This window comes from Myxococcus sp. SDU36 (genome assembly GCF_030168875.1).
Taxonomy (GTDB): domain Bacteria; phylum Myxococcota; class Myxococcia; order Myxococcales; family Myxococcaceae; genus Myxococcus; species Myxococcus vastator.
Window position 1 is genome coordinate 3,846,178 of sequence record NZ_CP077414.1, and the last position, 18,008, is coordinate 3,864,185.

Here is an 18,008-nt window from a genome sequence, read left to right on the forward strand (position 1 = left end):
CGCTAAACGTACGCGTTGTTCATGATCTCCCCGAAGCCGCCGCCGCCAGGGACGATGTACTGCCGGTCATCCAGGCCCCGCTCCTTCTCCCAGAGCGCGCCCGGCTCGGTGCCGAACACCTCCGGCGGGGACAGGCCCCGGTCCAACCGGAGCGCGTAGATGATGACGTCCGGATGGTCCGTGGTCATCTTCCGCAGGTACTCCGGCGTGACGATGAGGTTCAGGGTGATGATGCGCCGGGGCGTCCCGGGCACCTTCTTCTTGTAGAGCGAAATCGCCGTGGACAGGCTCCCCCCCGTGGCCCCCATGGGGTCCGGGAAGAGCACGAAGGCGTCGTCCACGTCGCCGCCAATCTTCGCGCCGCCAATCTCCGAGCCCACCACCGCCTCCGCGGCGTCAATCATCCGGCTCATGATGATGTGGTCCTGGCGCACCACCGTCGGGTCCAGCGTGGCGTTCATCAAGTCGTACGTCACCTGCGACGGCAGCGTGCCCGCCCGGGCGATGTTCACCGTCACCACCCGCACCTGCGGGTCGATGACCTCCCCCTGGTAGAGGCCCTGCGGGGTGGAGTCGATCATCCGCGTGGGCAGGCTGACATTCTTCCGCGGGAACTCCGCGTTGAGCACCGTCTTCACCAGGTCGACGTACAGCGTCTCCACCAGGCGGTTGATCTGCGGCTGGATGACGCCCTTCGAACACAGCGTGGCCAGCTGGGTCAGGAGAAAGGGATTTCCCACCAGGTGGACGTGAGGCCCATAGTGGTGGGTCATCTCGTTCAGCTTGAAGGGAACATTGGAGTACAGGGTGTCGCGCATCCGTTCAGCTCCCGCTCAGTCGAACAGCTCCAGCGTCTGCGGCGGCGTGCCCTCCGCGGGCTCCGCCACGTGACACTTGCGGCAGCGCGGCTCGTACGCGCCCGCCGCGCCCACCACCACCCGCTCACCACTGGACACGATGCGCTGGGAGCGGTTGGCCGGATTCCCACACACCACGCAGATGGCCAGCTCCTTCGTCACGTACTCCGACACCGCCATCAGCTGGGGCATCGGTTCGAAGGGGCGCCCCTGGTAGTCCTGGTCCAGCCCCGCGCAGATGACGCGCAGGCCCTTGTTGGCCAGCGCCTCCACCACGGCGACGACTTCTGAACCAAAGAACTGCACCTCGTCGATGCCCACCACCTGGGTGTCGGGGGCCAGCCTGTAAAAAATCTCTTCAGCCCGCTCGATGGCGGTGGACGTCACCTTGAGCTGCGAGTGGCTCACCACCGCGGATTCGTCGTAGCGGTTGTCGATGCGCGGCTTGAAGACCTGCACCCGCTGCTTGCCGTAGACGGCGCGCTGGACGCGGCGGATCAGCTCCTCCGTCTTGCCGGAGAACATCGAACCGCAGATGACCTCTATCCACCCGATATCTTTGGGGAATTGATGCAAGGAACGCTCACGGGCCGGGGGCGGAAGGGGCGCGGATAGTCTGCCACGACCCCAGGGGAGTCAACTTCCCGCCATGCCCGTCCCATAGCCGAATCGGACCCCGCTGTCGCCCGCTTCCTCGCCTGCCCGTCACCGGGCCTCGCGGGCGTTGGCAAGGCTCTTGAAGAGCACTGGCCACGGACTGGCGAAGGGGGATGGGCGTGGCGGCGACGATTGGACAGATGCAGGGCGGGGCGTGGGGCAGCAGGGCTTCTTTCTACCTGTCACCGGCGTCCGTGGCGCTGTTGATGCTGAACCTGCTGGATGGGCTCTTCACGCTCTTCTTCCTCCAGCTGGGGGTGGCCGAGGAGCTCAACCCCATCATGCGGGTGGCTTATGAGCAGTCCCCGCTCTTCTTCATGTTCGCCAAGCTGGTCATCGTGAACGTGGGCCTGTGGCTCCTGTGCATCCACCGGCACCTCAACGCCAGCCGCATCGCCATCCGGCTGGGCGCGGCCGTGTATGCCGTCATCGTGGTGTACCACCTCGCGTTCCTGACCCACCTGGTCATTCACTGGCCGCAAATGCTGAACTAGGCTCCACTCGCAGCGGCCGACTGTGGGGGCATTGAACAGTGGCGCGAATCTCTCTCGCGCCCGCGCTTGCATTTGACACCCAGTATGTCCCAGGCTTCCCTTCAGCTCCGACCTTTCGGGTTCGGGGGGGGACCATGAACATCACCGACGTCCGGGTGTTTCCGGTCGAAGAGGACAAGCTCAAGGCGTACGTCACCATCACCTTGGATCACTGCTTCGTCATTCGCGATTTGAAGGTCATTCACGGCTCGACCGGGCTCTTCATCGCGATGCCAGCCAAGAAGCGGAAGGATGGGACGTACAAGGACATTGCCCACCCGCTCAACGCGGATACGCGGAGTCAAATGGAACGCGTCATCTTGATAGAGTACGAGCGACACCTTCATCAGGCGCAAGCCGGGATGCTCGTCGCGGCACCAGCGGACCTGGACTAACGACTTCTTTCCTTCCGTCCGCGTCCAGGCTAGTCAGCGGCCCCACCATGCAGCCGCGTGACTTCAAGGTGTTCGCCGGGAACTCGAATCCCGGCCTGGCGCATCGCATCTGTGAGTACCTCAAGCGCCCTCTGGGCAAGGCGGAGGTCGGCCGGTTCTCGGACGGGGAGATTCACGTCGAGATCGGCGAGAACGTCCGCGGCCACGATATCTTCGTCCTCCAGTCGACCTGCCCGCCGGCGAACGACCACCTGATGGAGCTGCTCATCATGTGCGACGCGCTCAAGCGGGCCAGCGCCGGCTCCATCACCGCCGTCATCCCGTACTACGGGTATGCCCGCCAGGACCGGAAGGTGGCCCCGCGCACGCCCATCACCGCGAAGCTCGTCGCGGACCTGCTGGAGTCCGCGGGCGCCCAGCGCGTGGTGTCCATGGACATGCACGCCGGGCAGATCCAGGGCTTCTTCAACATCCCCTCGGACCACCTCTACGGCTCGCCGGTGTTCCTGGAGGACCTGCGCAAGCGCTTCCCGGAGTCGCAGGAGCTGGTCATCGTCTCCCCGGACGCCGGCGGCGTGGAGCGCGCCCGCGCGTACTCCAAGCGGCTGAACACGGGCCTGGCCATCATCGACAAGCGCCGCCCCCGCCCCAACGCGTCGGAGGTGATGAACCTCATCGGCGACGTGAACGGCAAGGACGCGGTGCTGGTGGACGACATGGTGGACACCGCCGGCACGCTGGCCCAGGCCGCCGCGGCGCTGAAGGCCAAGGGCGCACGGCGCGTGGTGGCCTACGCCGTCCACCCCATCCTCTCCGGCCCGGCCATCCAGCGCATCCAGGACTCGGTGCTGGAGGAGGTCGTCTTCACGGACACCGTGCCGCTGTCTCCGGCGGCGCTGGCCTGCTCGAAGATCCGCCTGCTCACCACCGACCGCCTCTTCGGCGAGGCCATTGCCCGCATCCACCGCGCCGACTCGCTCAGCTCGCTGTTCGTCTGAGCCGGCGCGAGCCCGTCCGCCGGGCGGCTTGACTCCAGGCCGTCCGGCTGGCATGTGCACGCCCTTCCATCGGCGGCCTCCACAGGCGCCGTCTTCGGGGCCCGCCGCTGGGGTGGGATGCCGAGGGCGCCAGGGCGGCCGGTGGCACCCGCAGTCCCATTCGTGAGGATTCCATGTCCGCCAATACGAGCACCCTCGAGGCCAAGCCGCGTGAAGGTTCCGGCAAGGGCTTTGCCCGCCGCCTGCGCGCCCAGGGGCTGATTCCGGCCGTCGTCTACGGCAAGCACCTGGAGAAGCCGGTCCACATCTCCGTGGACCCCAAGGCGGTCCGCCAGGCCATCAACACCCCGCACAAGTTCAACACCCTGATCCAGATCAAGGTGGAGGGCGGCGACCGCCAGGTGCTCCTGAAGGACTACCAGATGGAGCCCGTCACCCGCGCCATCCTGCACGCCGACTTCCTGCACGTGCACCCCAACGAGCAGGTGAAGGTCAACGTGCCGCTGGTGCTCACCGGCCGCGCGCAGGGCGTGGCGGACGGCGGTCTGCTCACCCAGGCCCGCCGTGAAATCGAGGTCTGGTCGCTGCCCGCCGCCATCCCCGAGCGCATCGAGGTGGACGTGACGGCGATGAAGATCGCCGAGGTGCTCCACATCAACGACCTGAAGCTGCCCCAGGGCGTGTCGGTGAAGACGAGCGTCAACTACACCCTGGCCGTCATCAGCGCGCCGGAGGCCGCGGAGGCGGGTCCGGCCGCGGCGGCTGCCGCGACGGCGGCGCCGGCCAAGGACGCGAAGGCGGCGCCGGCCAAGGACGCGAAGGCCCCGGCGAAGAAGTAGGCTGTCGCCTTCAGCGGTCCTTCTGGAGCGGGGCCGGCCCGGCAAGGGGCTGGCCCCGTTTCTCGTTTCGGGAGCCACGTCATGAAGCTCATCGTCGGGCTGGGCAATCCGGGGCGCGAGTACGAGCGGCACCGGCACAACATCGGGTTCATGGTGGTGGAGGCGCTGCTGTCCCGGGCACGCGCGGCGCTGAACCAGGAGAAGTTCGCGGCCAGGGTCGGCCAGGGCACCCTGGCGGGCGAGCGTGTCCTCTTCGTGGAGCCCCAGACATTCATGAACCTGTCGGGCCGCTCCGTCGCGGAGGCGGCGCGCTTCTTCAAGGTGCCGGTGGCGGACGTGCTCGTCATCCACGACGAGCTGGACCTGCCCCTGGGCCGGCTGCAGCTCAAGGCCGGCGGTGGCAGCGGCGGCCACAACGGCCTCAAGAGCATCGTCTCCAGCCTGGGCGACGAGGCCTTCATCCGCCTGCGCTTCGGCATTGGCAAGCCGGAGGGCCCCAACGCCCGCGAGCGCGTGGCCGGCTACGTCCTGTCCAACTTCGACGACGGCGAGCGCCGGGAGCTGGAGACGCTCATCGACCGGGCCATGGACATGACGGAGCTCTGGCTTCGCGAAGGCCTGTCGGTGGCCATGAACCGGTTCAACCGGAAGGCCTGAGGCGGCCCCCCCTCCGGCCGACGGACAGGGCGCCCGGCCGCTTGACTTGGCGGGGGCCCCCCCATAGAAGGCCCGTTCCCTCATCGGGGATGACCCGGTGGGATGTTCTTTTTCAGCTTCCCGTGTTGGTACACGGGACGTAGCGCGAAGGTGACGGGCGCGCGGTTTCCCGTCCCCGGCGGTGGGCCTCTTCTGGTCCGCTGGCCGTTTCCCCGCTCTCTGGATTCACCGGAGGGCACTCGACCCCAAGGGGAGAGAAAACAATGTCTGAGACGCAGGCCGCTACGCGGCTTCGTGAGTACGAGACCATCTTCCTGGTCAAGCCGGACCTGACGGACGACAACGTGGACAAGCTCAAGGAGCGCGTCCGCGGCATCGTTTCCCGTGAGGGTGGCAAGGTCATTCGCTTCACGGTGTGGGGCAAGAAGAAGACCCTGTTCCCCGTGGCGAAGCAGCCCCGCGCCATCTACGTGCACACCCACTTCCTGGGCGGCGCGAAGCTGGTGGCGGAAATCGAGCGCAACCTCCGCAACCTGGACGAGGTCACCCGCTACATCTCCGTGAAGCTGGCGGACGAGGTGGACCCCGAGACGCGTCCGGTGCTCGAGGACGTGAAGCTGGCCGGCGACGTGGAGGAGGCCCGCCCGGGTGCTCCCGCGGAGCGCGAGGGTGGCTTCCGTGCCGAGGAGCAGAGCGGCGACTCCGAGGAGGAGTCGACCGAGGAGGCCTGAGGGCCGCCTGGGTCAATTCGCTAGAGACCATTCCAGGATACGAGAACGCTCATGAGCAACGGAACGGATAGCAAGACGGCCTCTGCCCCCCCCGCCCGCAGCGGTGGTGGCTTCGGCGGTGGTGGTTCGCGCGGTGGTGACCGGGGTGACCGCGGTGGTGATCGCGGTGGTGATCGCGGCGACCGCGGCGGCGGGCTGGGCGGTGACGACGACAAGCGCGGCGGTGGCCGCGGGTTCGGCCGCAAGAAGGTCTGCCGCTTCTGCGCGGAGAAGAACGCGTCGGTGGACTTCAAGGACCAGGCGACGCTGAAGTACTTCGTCACGGAGCGCGGCAAGATCATCCCCCGCCGCATCTCCGGCAACTGCGCCAAGCACCAGCGCGAGGTGGCGGTGGCCATCAAGCGCGCCCGTGGCATCGCGCTCCTCCCCTACAACGCGGTGGTCGGCTAGTCCGCCGGTCCGCACAGGAGACTGAACATGAAGGTCATTCTGCGTGAGGACATCGAGCACCTGGGCAAGTCCGGGGAGCTCGTCACCGTGAAGGACGGCTTTGGCCGCAACTTCCTCCTGCCCCGCAAGAAGGCGGTGCTGGCCAGCGAGCAGAACCTACGCCAGCTGGAGCATGAGAAGGCGGTCATCGTCGCTCGGAACGCCAAGCTGAAGGGCGCGGCCGAGGAGCAGGCGAAGAAGATTGGCGCCATCAAGGTCAGCATCAAGCGCCGCGTGGGCGACCAGGACAAGCTGTTCGGCTCCGTCACGGCGCTGGACATCGCGGAGGCGGTCGCCGCCGAGGGTCAGAGCATCGACCGCCGCCACATCCACCTGCCCGAGCCCATCAAGGCCCTGGGCAACTACGAGGTGGAGCTGCGCCTGCACCGCGAAGTCGTCGCGAAGATCAAGCTCGAGGTCCTGCCGGAGTAATCCTCCGCGCGGGCTTCACTGAAGTGAGAGAGGGCCGTCCGGGGCAACCCGGGCGGCCTTTTCGCGTCCCTGGCGTGCGGCGCTCCTCCAGCAGCGGGGACTGGAAGGGTAAGCGGCGCTGCTACAGGGCTGTGGTAGCGAATTTGGATGTGTCAGCCCTGCCTGTAGAGTGGGCGGGCCGCCATGGAGAACGTCCACGAGTTCAGAGAGGGTCGGAAGGTCCACGAGGACCTCGCCGCGGAGCGCGCCGTGCTGGGCGCCGTGCTGGCGGACAACACGCTCATCGCGTCGGTAGGCGAGGTCGTCCACCCTGAGGATTTCTCCAGCCCCGCCCACGCCCAGATTTTCGAGGCGATGCTGAAGCTCGACGGCCAGTCGAGACAGGTGGACCACCTGACGCTGGCCGAGGAGCTGAAGGTGCTGGGCCACCTGGTGTCGGTGGGCGGCCCGGCCTACCTGATGCGGTTGGACCAGGTGGTGCCCATCGCGTCCAACGCGGTCCAGTACGCGCAGATCGTCAAGGACCAGGCCATCCGCCGCCGCCTGGCCCAGGCGGGCCGGGAGATTCAAGACCTCGCCAGCCAGGAGACGGGCGAGCTGGAGGTGCTGCTCGACGAGGCCGAGCGCAAGGTGTTCCTCCTCGCGGAGAAGAAGCGCGAGGGCGACCTGCGCCCGGTCAGCGAGCTGATGGAGCACACGCTCGACCTGCTCGACAAGATGAAGGCGGCGGCCACGGGCATCACCGGCCTGTCCACCGGCTACATCGACCTGGACAACCAGCTCACCGGCCTGCACGCCGGCGAGCTCATCATCCTCGCGGCGCGTCCCGGCATCGGCAAGACGTCCTTCGCGATGAACATCGCGGTGCACGCGGCGCTGAAGGAGAACAAGGCCGTCGGCATCTTCAGCCTGGAAATGCCCGCCGACCAGCTGCTGATGCGTCTGCTGGCCTCCACCGCGCGCGTGGACATGAAGAAGCTGCGTGGCGGCCGGCTGTCGCCGCACGACGAGGAGAAGTTCCAGGAGATGGCGGGCGCGCTCTACAACGCGCCCATCTACATCGACGACTCGGGCGGCCTGTCCCCGTTCGACCTGCGCGCCAAGGCCCGCCGCGTGAAGCAGCGCGACCCGCGCCTGTCGCTCATCGTCATCGACTACCTCCAGCTCATGCATCAGAAGGGCAAGGTGGAGAGCCGCCAGTTGGAGGTCGCCGAAATCTCCCGCGCGCTGAAGCAGCTCGCCAAGGAGCTGGAGGTGCCCATCATCGCGCTCAGCCAGCTCAGCCGAAAGGTGGAGGACCGCAAGGGCGGCAAGCCCATGCTGTCCGACCTGCGTGAGTCCGGCTCCATCGAGCAGGACGCCGACGTGGTGATGTTCATCCACCGCGAGGTGGCGGATGACGAAGGCCCCGACGCGCAGCCAGCGCAGCAGTCGAACACCGTCATCCCCGTGGAGCTCATCGTCGCCAAGCAGCGCAACGGCCCCATCGGCTCCATCGACCTGGTGTTCCTGGCCGAGTACACCCGCTTCGAGAGCCGGTCGCGGAGCGAGTAGCGCGGCGCCCTACTCCGTGCCCGTCCTGAGGTAGCGCACCACCAGCGCGCGGGCCGTCCGCACCGCCGTCTCCAGCGTGCGTCCCCTGCCCAGCTCCGTGGCCAGCGCGGAGGCCAGCCGGCACCCGGTGCCTCGGCGTTCGGGCGCGCGCGCCAGCCTCCGGCCTTCCAGCACCCGCACACGGCCCGGCGTCGCCAGCACGTCCCCCAGCCCCTGCGTGTCCGGCAGGTGCCCGCCCTTCACCAGCACCGCGCCAAAGCCGTACCGCGCCAGGGCCTCAGCCGCCTCGGCGGCGTCGGCCACCGTGCGCGCGACGGGGCGCCCCAGCAGCCAGCCCGCTTCGTCCAGGTTCGGCGTGAGCACCACGCGCGGCCCGGCCAGGGCCAGGTAGGCCCGCGCGGACAGGCGCGTCAGCGGCTCGCCCCGGGAGGTGCGCACCACCGGGTCCACCACCCACCACGCGCCCGTGTCCTCCAAGGCCCGCTGCGCGGCCACGAGCTGCGCGCGAGCGGGCACCATGCCGCACTTCACCGCGTGCACCGGCCCCAGCTCGCGCGCGGCGGCCACCTGCGCGGACAGCACGCGCGGCGGAGAAGCCGTCCAGGTGAAGGTGCGGACCCCCTGCGCCGTCTGCGCGGTGGGCACCGCCACCGGCTGCCCCCGCAGCGCGCGCACCGCGGCGACGTCCGCCAGCAGCCCCGCCCGTCCCGTGGGCTCCAGCCCGGCCAGCAGGAGGACGCGAGCGCTCACCGGCGGTGCTCGCGCGCCTTCTGCACGAACGCCTTGTAGAGCCCCACGTGCACGGGAATGGACGTGGACATGTATTCGGGGTGCCACTGCACGCCCACGGCGAAGGTGTGCACGGAGGACTCGATGGCCTCCACCACGCCGTCCGGCGCCGCCGCGGTAATCGTCACGTCCTTGCCCACGCCGCGCACCGATTGGTGGTGGGTGGAGTTGACCATCAGTTGGCCATGCCCCACCGCCTCCGCCAGCAACGTGCCGCTCTTCACGTCCACCGGGTGCTGCGGGTGGGCGCGGTCGTGCTTCTGCTCGTGCTCGCGGGCCCCCTCCACCTCACGGCCGATGTCCTGGTACAGCGTGCCGCCCAGGATGACGTTGAGCAACTGCATGCCGCCACAGATGCCCAGCACGGGCATGTTGCGCTTGAGCGCGCCGCGCATGAGCGCCGCCTCGAAGGCGGTGCGCCCTTCCTTCAGCGCCCCCAGGCCCTCGCGCGCATCCTCGCCGTAGGCAGACGGAGGGATGTCGAACGCGCCGCCCGTGACGAGCACCCCGGAGATGCGGTCCAGGTAGGACTCCACGCAGGCCGGCTCGTCCGAGTACGGCAACACGAAGGGCAGCCCCCCCGCGCGCAGGACGGCGTCTGCGTACGGCACCTTCAGCTCGTAGCGGGCAAAGGGCTGCTCTCCAGCGGGACTCCAGTCCGGGGTGATGCCGATGTTGGGGCGGCGCGGCGCCGGCCCGTGGTGACGCGGATGGTTGTTCATGGAAGCTCCTGGCGTCGAGGCTATGCCCCGGCGCGACCCCGTTCAAACGCGCCCGCCAGCCGCCTCACACGCTCGGTGATATCCGCGGCGAGCAGCGCGTCGGACACCACCGCCGCGCAGTACGCCCCGGCCGCCGCCACGCTCGCGATGTTCGCCAGCCCTACCCCACCAATGCCCACCACCGGCAGCGGGCTGTCACGCACCACGGCCGCGAAGGCCTCCAGGCCCAGCACCGGCGCGGGCACCTGCTTCGTCGACGTGGGGAAGATGGGCCCCAGGCCCACGTAGTCCGCCCCCGCCGCCTGCGCCACCCGCGCGCCCGCCGCGTCTCGCACCGTGACGCCCACCAGACGGCCAGGCCCCAGCAGCGCGCGCGCATCCTGGGCGGGCACGTCTTCATCCCCCACGTGGACGCCGTCCGCGTCCGACAGCAGCGCCAGGTCCACCCGGTCGTTCACCAGGCACAGCGCGCCTTCCCGGCGGCACAGCGCCACCACCTGCCGCGCGGCGGCCAGCGCTTCACGGGCCGGGGTGCGCTTCATGCGCAGTTGCACCACCCGGGCCCCCCCGGCCACCAGGCGAGCCGCCTTGTCCGCCAGTGAAAGCTCCGGCAGGACGGCGTCGTCACACAGCAGGTAGAGACCGCGGGGAAGGTGCGGGCGGGACGGTGCGTTCATCGGCTCTGGAAGGCGGGACGGCGGCGTTGACAGATGGCCACCCTGCTATAAGGTGCCGCGCTGTTTTCCAAGCAATTCTGAGGATTTGAACCATGGCGGATTCGGCGGACCCGAAGTACCTCGATAAGCGCACCGCGGAGCGGTACGTGCGCTCTGGCCAGCTCGGCGAGGCGGAGTACGAGCGCCATCTCCAGGGCCTGCCCGACGTGGCGGAGAAGTCCGTCCCCGTGGAGACGCACATGCTCGACGACGACGCCGACGACTTCGACGACGAAGAGGATGACTTCGACGACGAGGATGAGGACGACGATACGTCCGACGACAGCGACGAGGCAGTGACGTCCGCCGCCGCGGAGTCGACGGATGGCGACGCCGCCGAGGCCGGTGCGGACGACGACGAGGCCGAGGGCGACGAGGGCGACGAGGGCGACGCCGCCGCCGACACCACTTCGAACGAGACCCCCGACGACGAGGGGCCGGTCTCCGCATGAGCTCCGAGGACGGGAAGCGCGGCGAGACCTTCGTGATGCGGGGGGAAGCGCGCTCCGCGTCCGAGGAGTCTATCTCCTTCAGCACCTTCATCGTGGGGCTGGGCACCGCGGTGCTCATCCACCTGGGAGGTGCGCCCAATCCTGAAACGGGTCAGAAGGCGAAGGACCTGCCGCTGGCCCGGCAGAACCTGGACCTCCTGTCCATGCTGCGCGTGAAGACGCGGGGCAACCTCACGGCCGAGGAAGAGAAGCTCTTCGACGGGCTGCTCGCGGACCTCCGCCTGCGTTACGTGGAGGCGACCAAGCGGTGAAGCACTCTGGAAGGAAGGGCCTGCCCGGCGGCATCCGCTTCGCCGCCATCGTGGGCCTCGTGCTCTCCATCCTCACGGGCTGGGCAGCGCTGATGGAAGCCGTCGAGATGGTGAACTTCTACGAAGCGCGCTCGCTCCGGATGGAGCAGGAGCTGCCTCGGATTCCCGGCGCCCCGGCGCTCGACGCGAAGACGCTCGAGGTCTACTACGCGGCGCTGGAGCCCATGCGGGAGCCCCGCGCGGTGCTGTTGGGCCTGCTCGCCGTGGCCTGCGCCTTCGTCAGCGTGTCCGCGGCGCGCATGCTGAATCCGGAGAACCTGCCCCGCGACGCCATGCGCCGGGTCCTGAGCCGCGCGGCCATCATCGCCGCCGGGCTGCGCACCATCGACGGCGCGCAGATGTCCGTGGCCAAGCAGCGCCTGTTCGCGGCGCTGGCGGAGCCGATGAGCAAGATGCCCGAGTTCCCACCGGACATCACCGTCGAGGCCTCTCGTGAAATCCTGAGCGCGATGGGCGCGGGGAGCGCCATCTTCGGCACCGTGGTGGTGGCGGGCACCTTCGCGTTCCTGGGGCAGTACTTCCGCAGCCAGGGCGTCCGCGAGGCCGTGGCCGTGCAGGACGGGCCGCAGGAGGAGTAGCCCTCCTTTTAGAGGGCGTCGGACTCCGGCAGCGTCACCTGGCAGGTCGGCAGCAGGGCCTCCAGGATGGCGGCGCCCTCGGCGTCACGGCCCTCCAGCGACAGCTCGTGGCTGGGGGCCACGCGCGGCAGCCGCAGCAGCTCCTTGCGCGTCAGGCCGAACACGTAGGCCAGGTGCCCCACCGGCCAGCGCTCCTGCATGTGCTTGAAGGCCGCGTCGTCCATCTGGTCCAGCGGCACCGGGAGCTCCACGTCCTCGTAGACGACCCGCTCACCGCCCACGCGCCGGCCGTTGCCGTACGCGATGACCTGCTCGCCTTCGTCCGGGTCATAGACGTAGGCCTGGACGGCGGCGTTCGCCGCCCGGGAGAGCAGCCGGGGGAGCGCATGGTGGGCCGCATACCAGTGCGCGCCCTGCCGTCCCGCCGTGAAGGGTGCCACGTACGCCAGACGGACCACCTTGCGGCGCCGGTTGACGGACACCTTCAGCCCCGTCGCGCCCATCGCGCCGTCCAGCGCCAGCGCTTCACGCGCCAGCCGGAGCAGCTCCAGGCCGCCGAAGCTTTCGAGTCTCAGGAGATATCCGCCGTGCGCTTGCAGTGTCAGCCCCCCAGGGGATTGGGCGCCGCCTATACCCGGCATCATACCCGCTGGCAACTCCCGCACCTTGAAAAGCAGGTGGTTTCCAGGAGGTCAAACAAATTCAGGGCAAGCAAAATCGTCGCGCCACGTGCGCTGCTTGCCAAGGGGTGTCCGACTCTTACGTTGGAGACATGCGACTCGACAAGTACACAGTGAAGGCGCAAGAGGCGATTCACGAGGGTCAGAGCCTGGCCCGTCGGGCGGATAATCCCCAGTACGAGCCCGAGCACCTGGCCGCGGCGTTGCTTGGCCAGAAGGACGGCATCGTCGACCCCCTGCTCCGGAAGATTGGGGCGGACGTGAAGCTGTTCGCCGCGCGGCTCGGCGAAGCGCTCCAGAAGCTGCCCCGCATGCAGGGTGGCGAGAGCGCGCTGCTCGGCCAGCGGCTGCTCAAGACTTTCGACAAGGCCGAGGACGAGGCCAAGGCCCTCAAGGACGAGTTCATCTCCTCGGAGCACCTGCTGCTCGCGCTCACCCACGACAAGGGCGCGGTGGGCGAGGTGATGAAGTCCTCGGGCGTGACGCGGGAGCGCGTGCTGTCCGGCCTCAAGGACGTCCGCGGCTCCGGGCGCGTGACGAGCCAGGACGCCGAGTCGACCTACCAGGCGCTGGAGAAGTATGGCCGCGACCTCACGGAGGCGGCGCGCTCCGGAAAGCTCGACCCCGTCATCGGCCGTGACGAGGAGATTCGCCGGTGCATCCAGGTGCTGAGCCGGCGCACCAAGAACAACCCCGTGCTCATCGGCGAGCCTGGCGTGGGCAAGACGGCCATCGCGGAGGGGCTGGCGCGGCGCATCGTCGACGGCGACGTGCCGGAGGGCCTGAAGAACAAGCGCCTGGTGTCCCTGGACCTGGGCGCCATGGTGGCCGGCGCGAAGTACCGCGGCGAGTTCGAGGAGCGCCTCAAGGCCGTCCTCAAGGAGATTGCCGACGCCGCGGGCGAGGTCGTCCTCTTCATCGACGAGCTCCACACGCTGGTGGGCGCGGGCAAGGCCGAGGGGGCCATGGACGCGGGCAACATGCTCAAGCCTGCGCTGGCGCGCGGCGAGCTGCACTGCATTGGCGCCACCACGCTGGACGAGTACCGCAAGCACATCGAGAAGGACGCCGCGCTGGAGCGGCGCTTCCAGCCCGTCGTGGTGGGCGAGCCGAGCGTGCACGACACCATCAGCATCCTGCGCGGCCTGAAGGAGCGCTACGAGGTGCACCACGGCGTGCGCATCCAGGACAACGCCCTGGTGGCCGCCGCCACGCTGAGCCACCGCTACATCGCGGACCGGTTCCTGCCGGACAAGGCCATTGACCTGGTCGACGAGGCCTCCAGCCGCCTGCGCATCGAAATCGACTCCATGCCCACGGAGCTGGACGACGTACGCCGGAAGATGACGCAGCTCCAGATTGAGCGGGAGGGCCTGCGCAAGGAGACGGACCCGCACTCGCAGGAGCGCCTGGGCCAGATTGAGAAGGAGCTGGCCAACCTGAGCGAGAAGTTCAACGCGCTCAAGGTGCACTGGGACGCGGAGAAGGCGGCCATCGGCGCCATCCGGAGCCTGAAGGAGAAGCAGGAGAAGGCGAAGAACGACCAGGCCGCGGCCGAGCGTCAGGGCGACCTGAACCGCGCGGCGGAGCTGAAGTTCGGCGTCATCCCCTCGCTCGACAAGGAGCTGAAGGCGCAGAACGAGAAGCTGGCCGAGCTGCAGAAGAACCAGAAGTTCCTCAAGGAAGAGGTCGACGCGGAGGACATCGCCCAGGTGGTGGCCAAGTGGACGGGCATCCCCGTCTCGCGGCTGATGGAGGGCGAGGTCCAGAAGCTGGTCCACATGGAGGACCGGCTGGCGAAGCGGGTGATTGGCCAGCGCAGCGCCATTGAGGCGGTGTCCAACGCCGTGCGCCGCGCGCGCAGCGGACTGCAGGACCCCAACCGCCCCATCGGCTCGTTCATCTTCCTGGGCCCCACGGGCGTGGGCAAGACGGAGACGGCCAAGGCGCTGGCGGAGTTCCTCTTCGATGACGACTCGGCCATGGTCCGCATCGACATGTCCGAGTACATGGAGAAGCACGCCGTGGCCCGGCTGGTGGGCGCGCCGCCGGGGTACGTCGGCTACGAGGAAGGCGGCCAGCTCACCGAGGCGGTGCGCCGGCGGCCGTACACGGTGGTCCTCTTCGACGAAATCGAGAAGGCGCACCACGACGTCTTCAACGTGCTGCTCCAGATTCTCGACGAGGGCCGGCTGACGGACAGCCAGGGCCGCACGGTGGACTTCAAGAACACGGTGCTCATCCTGACGTCCAACATCGGCTCGCAGGACATCCAGGTCGGCATGGCGGGCAAGGAGGAGCTGGACGAGCGCACGCGCAACGAGGTGATGGACGCGCTGCGCGCGCACTTCCGGCCGGAGTTCCTCAACCGCGTGGACGAGGTCGTCCTCTTCGAGCCGCTGCGCAAGAAGGACATCTACCGCATCGTCGACCTGCAACTGGCGCGGCTGTCCAAGCTGCTGGCCGACAAGCGGCTCACGCTGGAGCTGACGGAGAAGGCGCGGGAGCTGCTCGCCGAGCGCGGCTACGACCCGACGTACGGCGCGCGGCCCCTGAAGCGCGCGGTGCAGAAGAACCTGCTGGACCCGCTGGCCCTCAAGGTCCTGGGCGGCGAGTTCGTCCCGGGCGACCACATCCAGGCGGATGTGGGCCCGGACGGGCTCACCTTCGCCAAGGTGCTGGTGGACGCCTCGAAGAACGTGAAGCGCTCGGCCTGAGCCCGGGCGGACACGGAGGTGTGGTGGGGCCCGGCGTCATGGCTTGACGCCGGGCCGCCTCCGCGCGAAGAGCCCGGCCATGAAGCCCTGGGAGACGCTGGAGCGCGCAGAGGTCCCGGACGTGGGGGAAATCACCCTGGTCCGGCGCGGAGACGAGTACGTCTTCCGCGTGCGGGGACAGACGCTGATGTCCAGCCGGCAGCACGGCTCCGAGGAAGCGCTGGCAAACGCGGGCTGCGAGGGGCTGGCGGGCCGAAGCGGCGTCCGGGTGCTCGTGGGCGGGCTGGGCTTTGGCTACACCGCCCGGGCCGTGTTGGACCGGCTGGGCCCCGACGCGCGCGTCACGGTGGCGGAGCTGCTCCCCGTGGTGGTGACGTGGAACCGGGGGCTGCTCGCGCCGCTGGCCGGGGCGCCCCTGGAGGACGCGCGCGTCACCGTGGTGGAGCTCGACGTGGGCAAGCACATGGCCCGTCAGTCCGGCGCGTATGACGCCATCCTGCTGGACGTGGACAACGGCCCCACCGCCCTCACCCACCCCGACAACCACGGCCTCTACGGGCGCGTGGGGCTGGCCCACGCCGTCCAGGCGCTGCGGCCAGGAGGCGTCCTGGGCGTGTGGAGCGCCGGGCCCTCCCCCGCCTTCGAGCGCCGCATGGAGCAGGCGGGCTTCACCGTCCAGGTGCTGCACCCGGCGGCCCATGGCACCCAGGGGACGCGGCATACCCTGTTCATGGGCAAGCGGAGGCCCCAGGGACGGCGTTAGGAGGGGCCTCATGATTCCTTTCTCCGTCCTCGACCTCTCGCCCGTCACGCAGGGCTCCACCGCGGCAGACGCGCTCCGGAACACGCTCGATTTGGCGCGGCACGCGGAGGACTGGGGCTTCAAGCGCTTCTGGCTGGCCGAGCACCACAACATGACGGGCATCGCCAGCGCGGCGACGTCCGTGGTCATCGGCTACGTGGCCGGGGGGACGAAGCACATCCGGGTGGGCTCGGGCGGCGTCATGCTGCCGAATCACGCGCCGCTGGTCATCGCGGAGCAGTTCGGCACGCTGGAGACGCTCTACCCGGGGCGCATCGACCTGGGGCTCGGCCGGGCGCCGGGCACGGACATGCTGACGGCGCGCGCCCTGCGGCGGGACCTGGCGGCGAGCGCGGACACGTTCCCCCAGGACGTCGTGGAGCTGAAGTCCTTCTTCGAGCCCACCGAGCCGGGCCAGCTCATCCAGGCGGTGCCGGGCGCGGGCCTGCGGGTGCCCATCTGGCTGCTCGGCTCCAGCCTGTTCAGCGCGCAGCTCGCGGCGATGCTGGGCATGCCGTTCGCCTTCGCCTCCCACTTCGCGCCGGATGCCCTGCTGCAGGCCCTGGACATCTACCGGGAGCGCTTCAAGCCGTCCGAGTCGCTCCAGCGGCCGTATGCCATGGCGTGCGTGAATGTCTTCGCCGCGGAGACGGACAAGGAGGCACAGCGCCTCTTCACGTCCGTGCAGCAGCAGTTCATCCGCCTGCGCCGCGGCACACCCGGTCAGCTTCCTCCGCCGGTGGATGACATCGACGCGGTGGCATCTCCCGTGGACCGCGCGAGCGCGGACCATGCGCTGAAGTACTCCGTCATCGGCGCGCCCGACGCCGTCCAGCAGGGACTGGCGGCGTTCATCCGCCTCACGCGGGTCGATGAGCTGATGGTGACGGGAATGGTCTACGACCCCGCCGCGAGGCTGCGCTCCTTCGAGCTGACGGCGCAGGCGCACGCGCGGCTCGCAGCGGCGGAGTGAGCCCGCCGCTCAGGCTTGTAACGGCGCTGGGTACAGCCAGCGCCCGTTTGTAACGAGCCGCGCTACACCGCGACGCGCGCCGCCCCTCTGACACCGAGGGCGGGCACGCCGCGTCCGGAGTGGCGTGAACGGTGCATTGCGGCAGGGGTGCAACACCCCATCCACAACGCACCGAGGTAGGACATCATGGAGATGAAGATGACGAGCCGCCTGCTGGCAGTCGCGATGCTGAGCGTCGCAGCCGGATGTCAGGGGGACGAGGCACAGGACTCCGCGAGCATGGCCTCCGCCGAGTCCGACGCGAAGAGCGGCTGTGTGACGCGCTTCGACGGCGTCACCCACTGCCCGACGGGCGCGGCGGAGCTGAAGGCGACGGAGTCGGGCATCAGCGTCTCCGGGCTGGAGAATGTGAAGTCGGACGGCGTTGCCAGCCGCTTCCAGCGGGCGTCGTCGTGGTCGCAGACGACGGGCATCAACTTCGGCGGCAACCGCGGGGGCCTGCACCTGGCCGCGCGCTCCGGGGACCAGGTGGTCAGCACCCTGCAGGTCAGCGCGGGCCGCGAGCCGGGCTCGGTGCAGGTGACGCCGAACTTCACCGGCGCGCCGGGCGGCTCGAACTACCGGATGAACGTCTACCGTGACGGCCAGTTGCAGGGTTCGACGACGAACCCCGCCGCGCGGATGATCACCTTCTACAACTGGTGGGACTTCATCCGTTACCTCGTCGCGCACGCGGACTTCTTCCAGATTGACATCATCTTCTGGAAGAACGGCGTGGCGCAGATGGCGGAGCCGTCCAACGTGGGCGCCTGCGGGTGGCGGCTGCGCGCGGATGACCGCGAATTCAAGGTCCAGCTCGAGGACGGCACCACCGTCAGCGGTGACGAGGTGGAGTTCATCGAGGAGATTGAGAACGGCCACTACCCGTACAACCTCTTCACGGGGATTGACGTGAACGCCGCCGCGAAGGAGTTCACCATCCTCGGCGAGACGATTGTCGCGGGCAGCAAGTAGGCTGCTTTGCCCGTGCCACGCACGGGCAGCTCCCCGGGCAGGGAAGCCGTCC

22 protein-coding genes are annotated in these 18,008 nt (G+C 69.0%); 16 read left to right on the plus strand and 6 right to left on the minus strand.

Annotated elements, in window-relative coordinates; all coding sequences use genetic code 11:
- Positions 1 to 2: 2 nt before the first annotated feature.
- Complete coding sequence (locus KGD87_RS15000) at positions 3 to 818, minus strand: uracil phosphoribosyltransferase (protein WP_002634163.1); 816 nt, start codon at positions 816 to 818, stop codon at positions 3 to 5.
- A 15-nt stretch (positions 819 to 833) separates the two neighbouring features.
- Entirely contained in the window at positions 834 to 1,433 is a 600-nt protein-coding gene (locus tag KGD87_RS15005; RefSeq protein ID WP_163784680.1) for a thymidine kinase, read from the minus strand.
- A 194-nt stretch (positions 1,434 to 1,627) separates the two neighbouring features.
- Between KGD87_RS15005 and KGD87_RS15010 the strand changes: the two genes are divergently transcribed.
- From KGD87_RS15010 to dnaB, 9 genes are all read left to right on the plus strand, one after another.
- Positions 1,628 to 2,008 carry a DUF5658 family protein gene (locus tag KGD87_RS15010; RefSeq protein WP_284668101.1) on the plus strand — a complete coding sequence of 127 codons (381 nt, stop codon included), beginning with the start codon at positions 1,628 to 1,630 and terminating at the stop codon, positions 2,006 to 2,008.
- Positions 2,009 to 2,142: 134 nt separating this feature from the next.
- Complete coding sequence (gene spoVG, locus KGD87_RS15015) at positions 2,143 to 2,442, plus strand: septation regulator SpoVG (protein WP_163784678.1); 300 nt, start codon at positions 2,143 to 2,145, stop codon at positions 2,440 to 2,442.
- Positions 2,443 to 2,489: 47 nt separating this feature from the next.
- Entirely contained in the window at positions 2,490 to 3,440 is a 951-nt protein-coding gene (locus tag KGD87_RS15020; RefSeq protein ID WP_284668103.1) for a ribose-phosphate pyrophosphokinase, read from the plus strand.
- 173 nt (positions 3,441 to 3,613) lie between these two features.
- Positions 3,614 to 4,279, plus strand: coding sequence for a 50S ribosomal protein L25/general stress protein Ctc (locus KGD87_RS15025; protein WP_284668104.1), 666 nt, complete (start codon positions 3,614 to 3,616; stop codon positions 4,277 to 4,279).
- Between the two features lie 81 nt (positions 4,280 to 4,360).
- Positions 4,361 to 4,936: an aminoacyl-tRNA hydrolase gene (gene pth, locus KGD87_RS15030; RefSeq protein ID WP_284668105.1), complete on the plus strand. Its 576-nt coding sequence runs from the start codon at positions 4,361 to 4,363 to the stop codon at positions 4,934 to 4,936.
- 263 nt (positions 4,937 to 5,199) lie between these two features.
- Positions 5,200 to 5,667: a 30S ribosomal protein S6 gene (rpsF, locus tag KGD87_RS15035; RefSeq protein ID WP_163784674.1), complete on the plus strand. Its 468-nt coding sequence runs from the start codon at positions 5,200 to 5,202 to the stop codon at positions 5,665 to 5,667.
- 51 nt (positions 5,668 to 5,718) lie between these two features.
- Positions 5,719 to 6,117, plus strand: coding sequence for a 30S ribosomal protein S18 (gene rpsR, locus KGD87_RS15040; RefSeq protein WP_284668106.1), 399 nt, complete (start codon positions 5,719 to 5,721; stop codon positions 6,115 to 6,117).
- A gap of 27 nt (positions 6,118 to 6,144) precedes the next feature.
- Positions 6,145 to 6,588, plus strand: coding sequence for a 50S ribosomal protein L9 (rplI, locus tag KGD87_RS15045; protein WP_176421027.1), 444 nt, complete (start codon positions 6,145 to 6,147; stop codon positions 6,586 to 6,588).
- A gap of 183 nt (positions 6,589 to 6,771) precedes the next feature.
- Positions 6,772 to 8,142 (plus strand): replicative DNA helicase, encoded by a 1,371-nt coding sequence (gene dnaB / locus KGD87_RS15050; RefSeq protein ID WP_163786729.1) that lies wholly within the window; start codon positions 6,772 to 6,774, stop codon positions 8,140 to 8,142.
- Positions 8,143 to 8,151: 9 nt separating this feature from the next.
- Here the strand turns inward: dnaB and thiD are convergent, their stop codons facing one another.
- The 3 genes from thiD to thiE are packed head-to-tail and all read right to left on the minus strand — an operon-like array spanning position 8,152 to position 10,330.
- Entirely contained in the window at positions 8,152 to 8,892 is a 741-nt protein-coding gene (thiD, locus tag KGD87_RS15055; RefSeq protein WP_284668107.1) for a bifunctional hydroxymethylpyrimidine kinase/phosphomethylpyrimidine kinase, read from the minus strand.
- The gene (locus KGD87_RS15060; RefSeq protein WP_284668108.1) at positions 8,889 to 9,653 is read right to left on the minus strand and encodes a gamma-glutamyl-gamma-aminobutyrate hydrolase family protein; all 765 of its coding nucleotides are present in this window, start codon (positions 9,651 to 9,653) and stop codon (positions 8,889 to 8,891) included. The genes thiD and KGD87_RS15060 overlap by 4 nt, the downstream gene beginning before the upstream one ends.
- A 20-nt stretch (positions 9,654 to 9,673) precedes the next feature.
- Positions 9,674 to 10,330 (minus strand): thiamine phosphate synthase, encoded by a 657-nt coding sequence (thiE, locus tag KGD87_RS15065; RefSeq protein ID WP_284668109.1) that lies wholly within the window; start codon positions 10,328 to 10,330, stop codon positions 9,674 to 9,676.
- Between the two features lie 92 nt (positions 10,331 to 10,422).
- Between thiE and KGD87_RS15070 the strand changes: the two genes are divergently transcribed.
- From KGD87_RS15070 to KGD87_RS15080, 3 genes are read left to right on the plus strand one after another with little or no spacing between them, the layout of a single operon-like run.
- Positions 10,423 to 10,821 (plus strand): RNA polymerase subunit sigma, encoded by a 399-nt coding sequence (locus KGD87_RS15070; RefSeq protein ID WP_284668110.1) that lies wholly within the window; start codon positions 10,423 to 10,425, stop codon positions 10,819 to 10,821.
- Entirely contained in the window at positions 10,818 to 11,132 is a 315-nt protein-coding gene (locus KGD87_RS15075; RefSeq protein ID WP_284668111.1) for a DUF1844 domain-containing protein, read from the plus strand. Before KGD87_RS15070 ends, KGD87_RS15075 begins: the two co-directional genes overlap by 4 nt.
- Positions 11,129 to 11,770: a hypothetical protein gene (locus KGD87_RS15080; RefSeq protein ID WP_284668112.1), complete on the plus strand. Its 642-nt coding sequence runs from the start codon at positions 11,129 to 11,131 to the stop codon at positions 11,768 to 11,770. The genes KGD87_RS15075 and KGD87_RS15080 overlap by 4 nt, the downstream gene beginning before the upstream one ends.
- Before the next feature lie 8 nt (positions 11,771 to 11,778).
- On the opposite strand, the gene KGD87_RS15085 is transcribed toward KGD87_RS15080, so the two are convergent.
- Positions 11,779 to 12,414, minus strand: coding sequence for a hypothetical protein (locus KGD87_RS15085; protein WP_284668113.1), 636 nt, complete (start codon positions 12,412 to 12,414; stop codon positions 11,779 to 11,781).
- Between the two features lie 128 nt (positions 12,415 to 12,542).
- On the opposite strand from KGD87_RS15085, the gene clpB reads away from it, so the two are divergent.
- The 4 genes from clpB (at position 12,543) to KGD87_RS15105 (ending at position 17,956) form a co-directional block, all read left to right on the plus strand.
- Complete coding sequence (gene clpB, locus KGD87_RS15090; RefSeq protein ID WP_284668114.1) at positions 12,543 to 15,167, plus strand: ATP-dependent chaperone ClpB; 2,625 nt, start codon at positions 12,543 to 12,545, stop codon at positions 15,165 to 15,167.
- A gap of 79 nt (positions 15,168 to 15,246) precedes the next feature.
- A complete protein-coding gene (locus tag KGD87_RS15095) occupies positions 15,247 to 15,930 on the plus strand; it encodes a spermidine synthase family protein (RefSeq protein WP_284668115.1) in 684 nt (227 codons plus the stop codon).
- A 10-nt stretch (positions 15,931 to 15,940) separates the two neighbouring features.
- Positions 15,941 to 16,942, plus strand: a complete 1,002-nt coding sequence (locus KGD87_RS15100) for an LLM class flavin-dependent oxidoreductase (protein WP_284668116.1) — start codon at positions 15,941 to 15,943, stop codon at positions 16,940 to 16,942.
- A 186-nt stretch (positions 16,943 to 17,128) separates the two neighbouring features.
- Positions 17,129 to 17,956, plus strand: coding sequence for a hypothetical protein (locus tag KGD87_RS15105; RefSeq protein ID WP_284668117.1), 828 nt, complete (start codon positions 17,129 to 17,131; stop codon positions 17,954 to 17,956).
- Positions 17,957 to 18,008: the final 52 nt, after the last annotated feature.

Coding starts and splice junctions, on each gene's coding strand:
- KGD87_RS15000 (WP_002634163.1), bottom strand. CDS start 818: ATGCGCGACACCCTGTACTCCAATGTTCCCTTCAAGCTGAACGAGATG.
- KGD87_RS15010 (WP_284668101.1), top strand. CDS start 1,628: ATGGGCGTGGCGGCGACGATTGGACAGATGCAGGGCGGGGCGTGGGGC.
- spoVG (WP_163784678.1), top strand. CDS start 2,143: ATGAACATCACCGACGTCCGGGTGTTTCCGGTCGAAGAGGACAAGCTC.
- KGD87_RS15020 (WP_284668103.1), top strand. CDS start 2,490: ATGCAGCCGCGTGACTTCAAGGTGTTCGCCGGGAACTCGAATCCCGGC.
- KGD87_RS15025 (WP_284668104.1), top strand. CDS start 3,614: ATGTCCGCCAATACGAGCACCCTCGAGGCCAAGCCGCGTGAAGGTTCC.
- pth (WP_284668105.1), top strand. CDS start 4,361: ATGAAGCTCATCGTCGGGCTGGGCAATCCGGGGCGCGAGTACGAGCGG.
- rpsF (WP_163784674.1), top strand. CDS start 5,200: ATGTCTGAGACGCAGGCCGCTACGCGGCTTCGTGAGTACGAGACCATC.
- rpsR (WP_284668106.1), top strand. CDS start 5,719: ATGAGCAACGGAACGGATAGCAAGACGGCCTCTGCCCCCCCCGCCCGC.
- rplI (WP_176421027.1), top strand. CDS start 6,145: ATGAAGGTCATTCTGCGTGAGGACATCGAGCACCTGGGCAAGTCCGGG.
- dnaB (WP_163786729.1), top strand. CDS start 6,772: ATGGAGAACGTCCACGAGTTCAGAGAGGGTCGGAAGGTCCACGAGGAC.
- KGD87_RS15060 (WP_284668108.1), bottom strand. CDS start 9,653: ATGAACAACCATCCGCGTCACCACGGGCCGGCGCCGCGCCGCCCCAAC.
- thiE (WP_284668109.1), bottom strand. CDS start 10,330: ATGAACGCACCGTCCCGCCCGCACCTTCCCCGCGGTCTCTACCTGCTG.
- KGD87_RS15070 (WP_284668110.1), top strand. CDS start 10,423: ATGGCGGATTCGGCGGACCCGAAGTACCTCGATAAGCGCACCGCGGAG.
- KGD87_RS15075 (WP_284668111.1), top strand. CDS start 10,818: ATGAGCTCCGAGGACGGGAAGCGCGGCGAGACCTTCGTGATGCGGGGG.
- KGD87_RS15085 (WP_284668113.1), bottom strand. CDS start 12,414: ATGATGCCGGGTATAGGCGGCGCCCAATCCCCTGGGGGGCTGACACTG.
- clpB (WP_284668114.1), top strand. CDS start 12,543: ATGCGACTCGACAAGTACACAGTGAAGGCGCAAGAGGCGATTCACGAG.
- KGD87_RS15095 (WP_284668115.1), top strand. CDS start 15,247: ATGAAGCCCTGGGAGACGCTGGAGCGCGCAGAGGTCCCGGACGTGGGG.
- KGD87_RS15100 (WP_284668116.1), top strand. CDS start 15,941: ATGATTCCTTTCTCCGTCCTCGACCTCTCGCCCGTCACGCAGGGCTCC.
- KGD87_RS15105 (WP_284668117.1), top strand. CDS start 17,129: ATGGAGATGAAGATGACGAGCCGCCTGCTGGCAGTCGCGATGCTGAGC.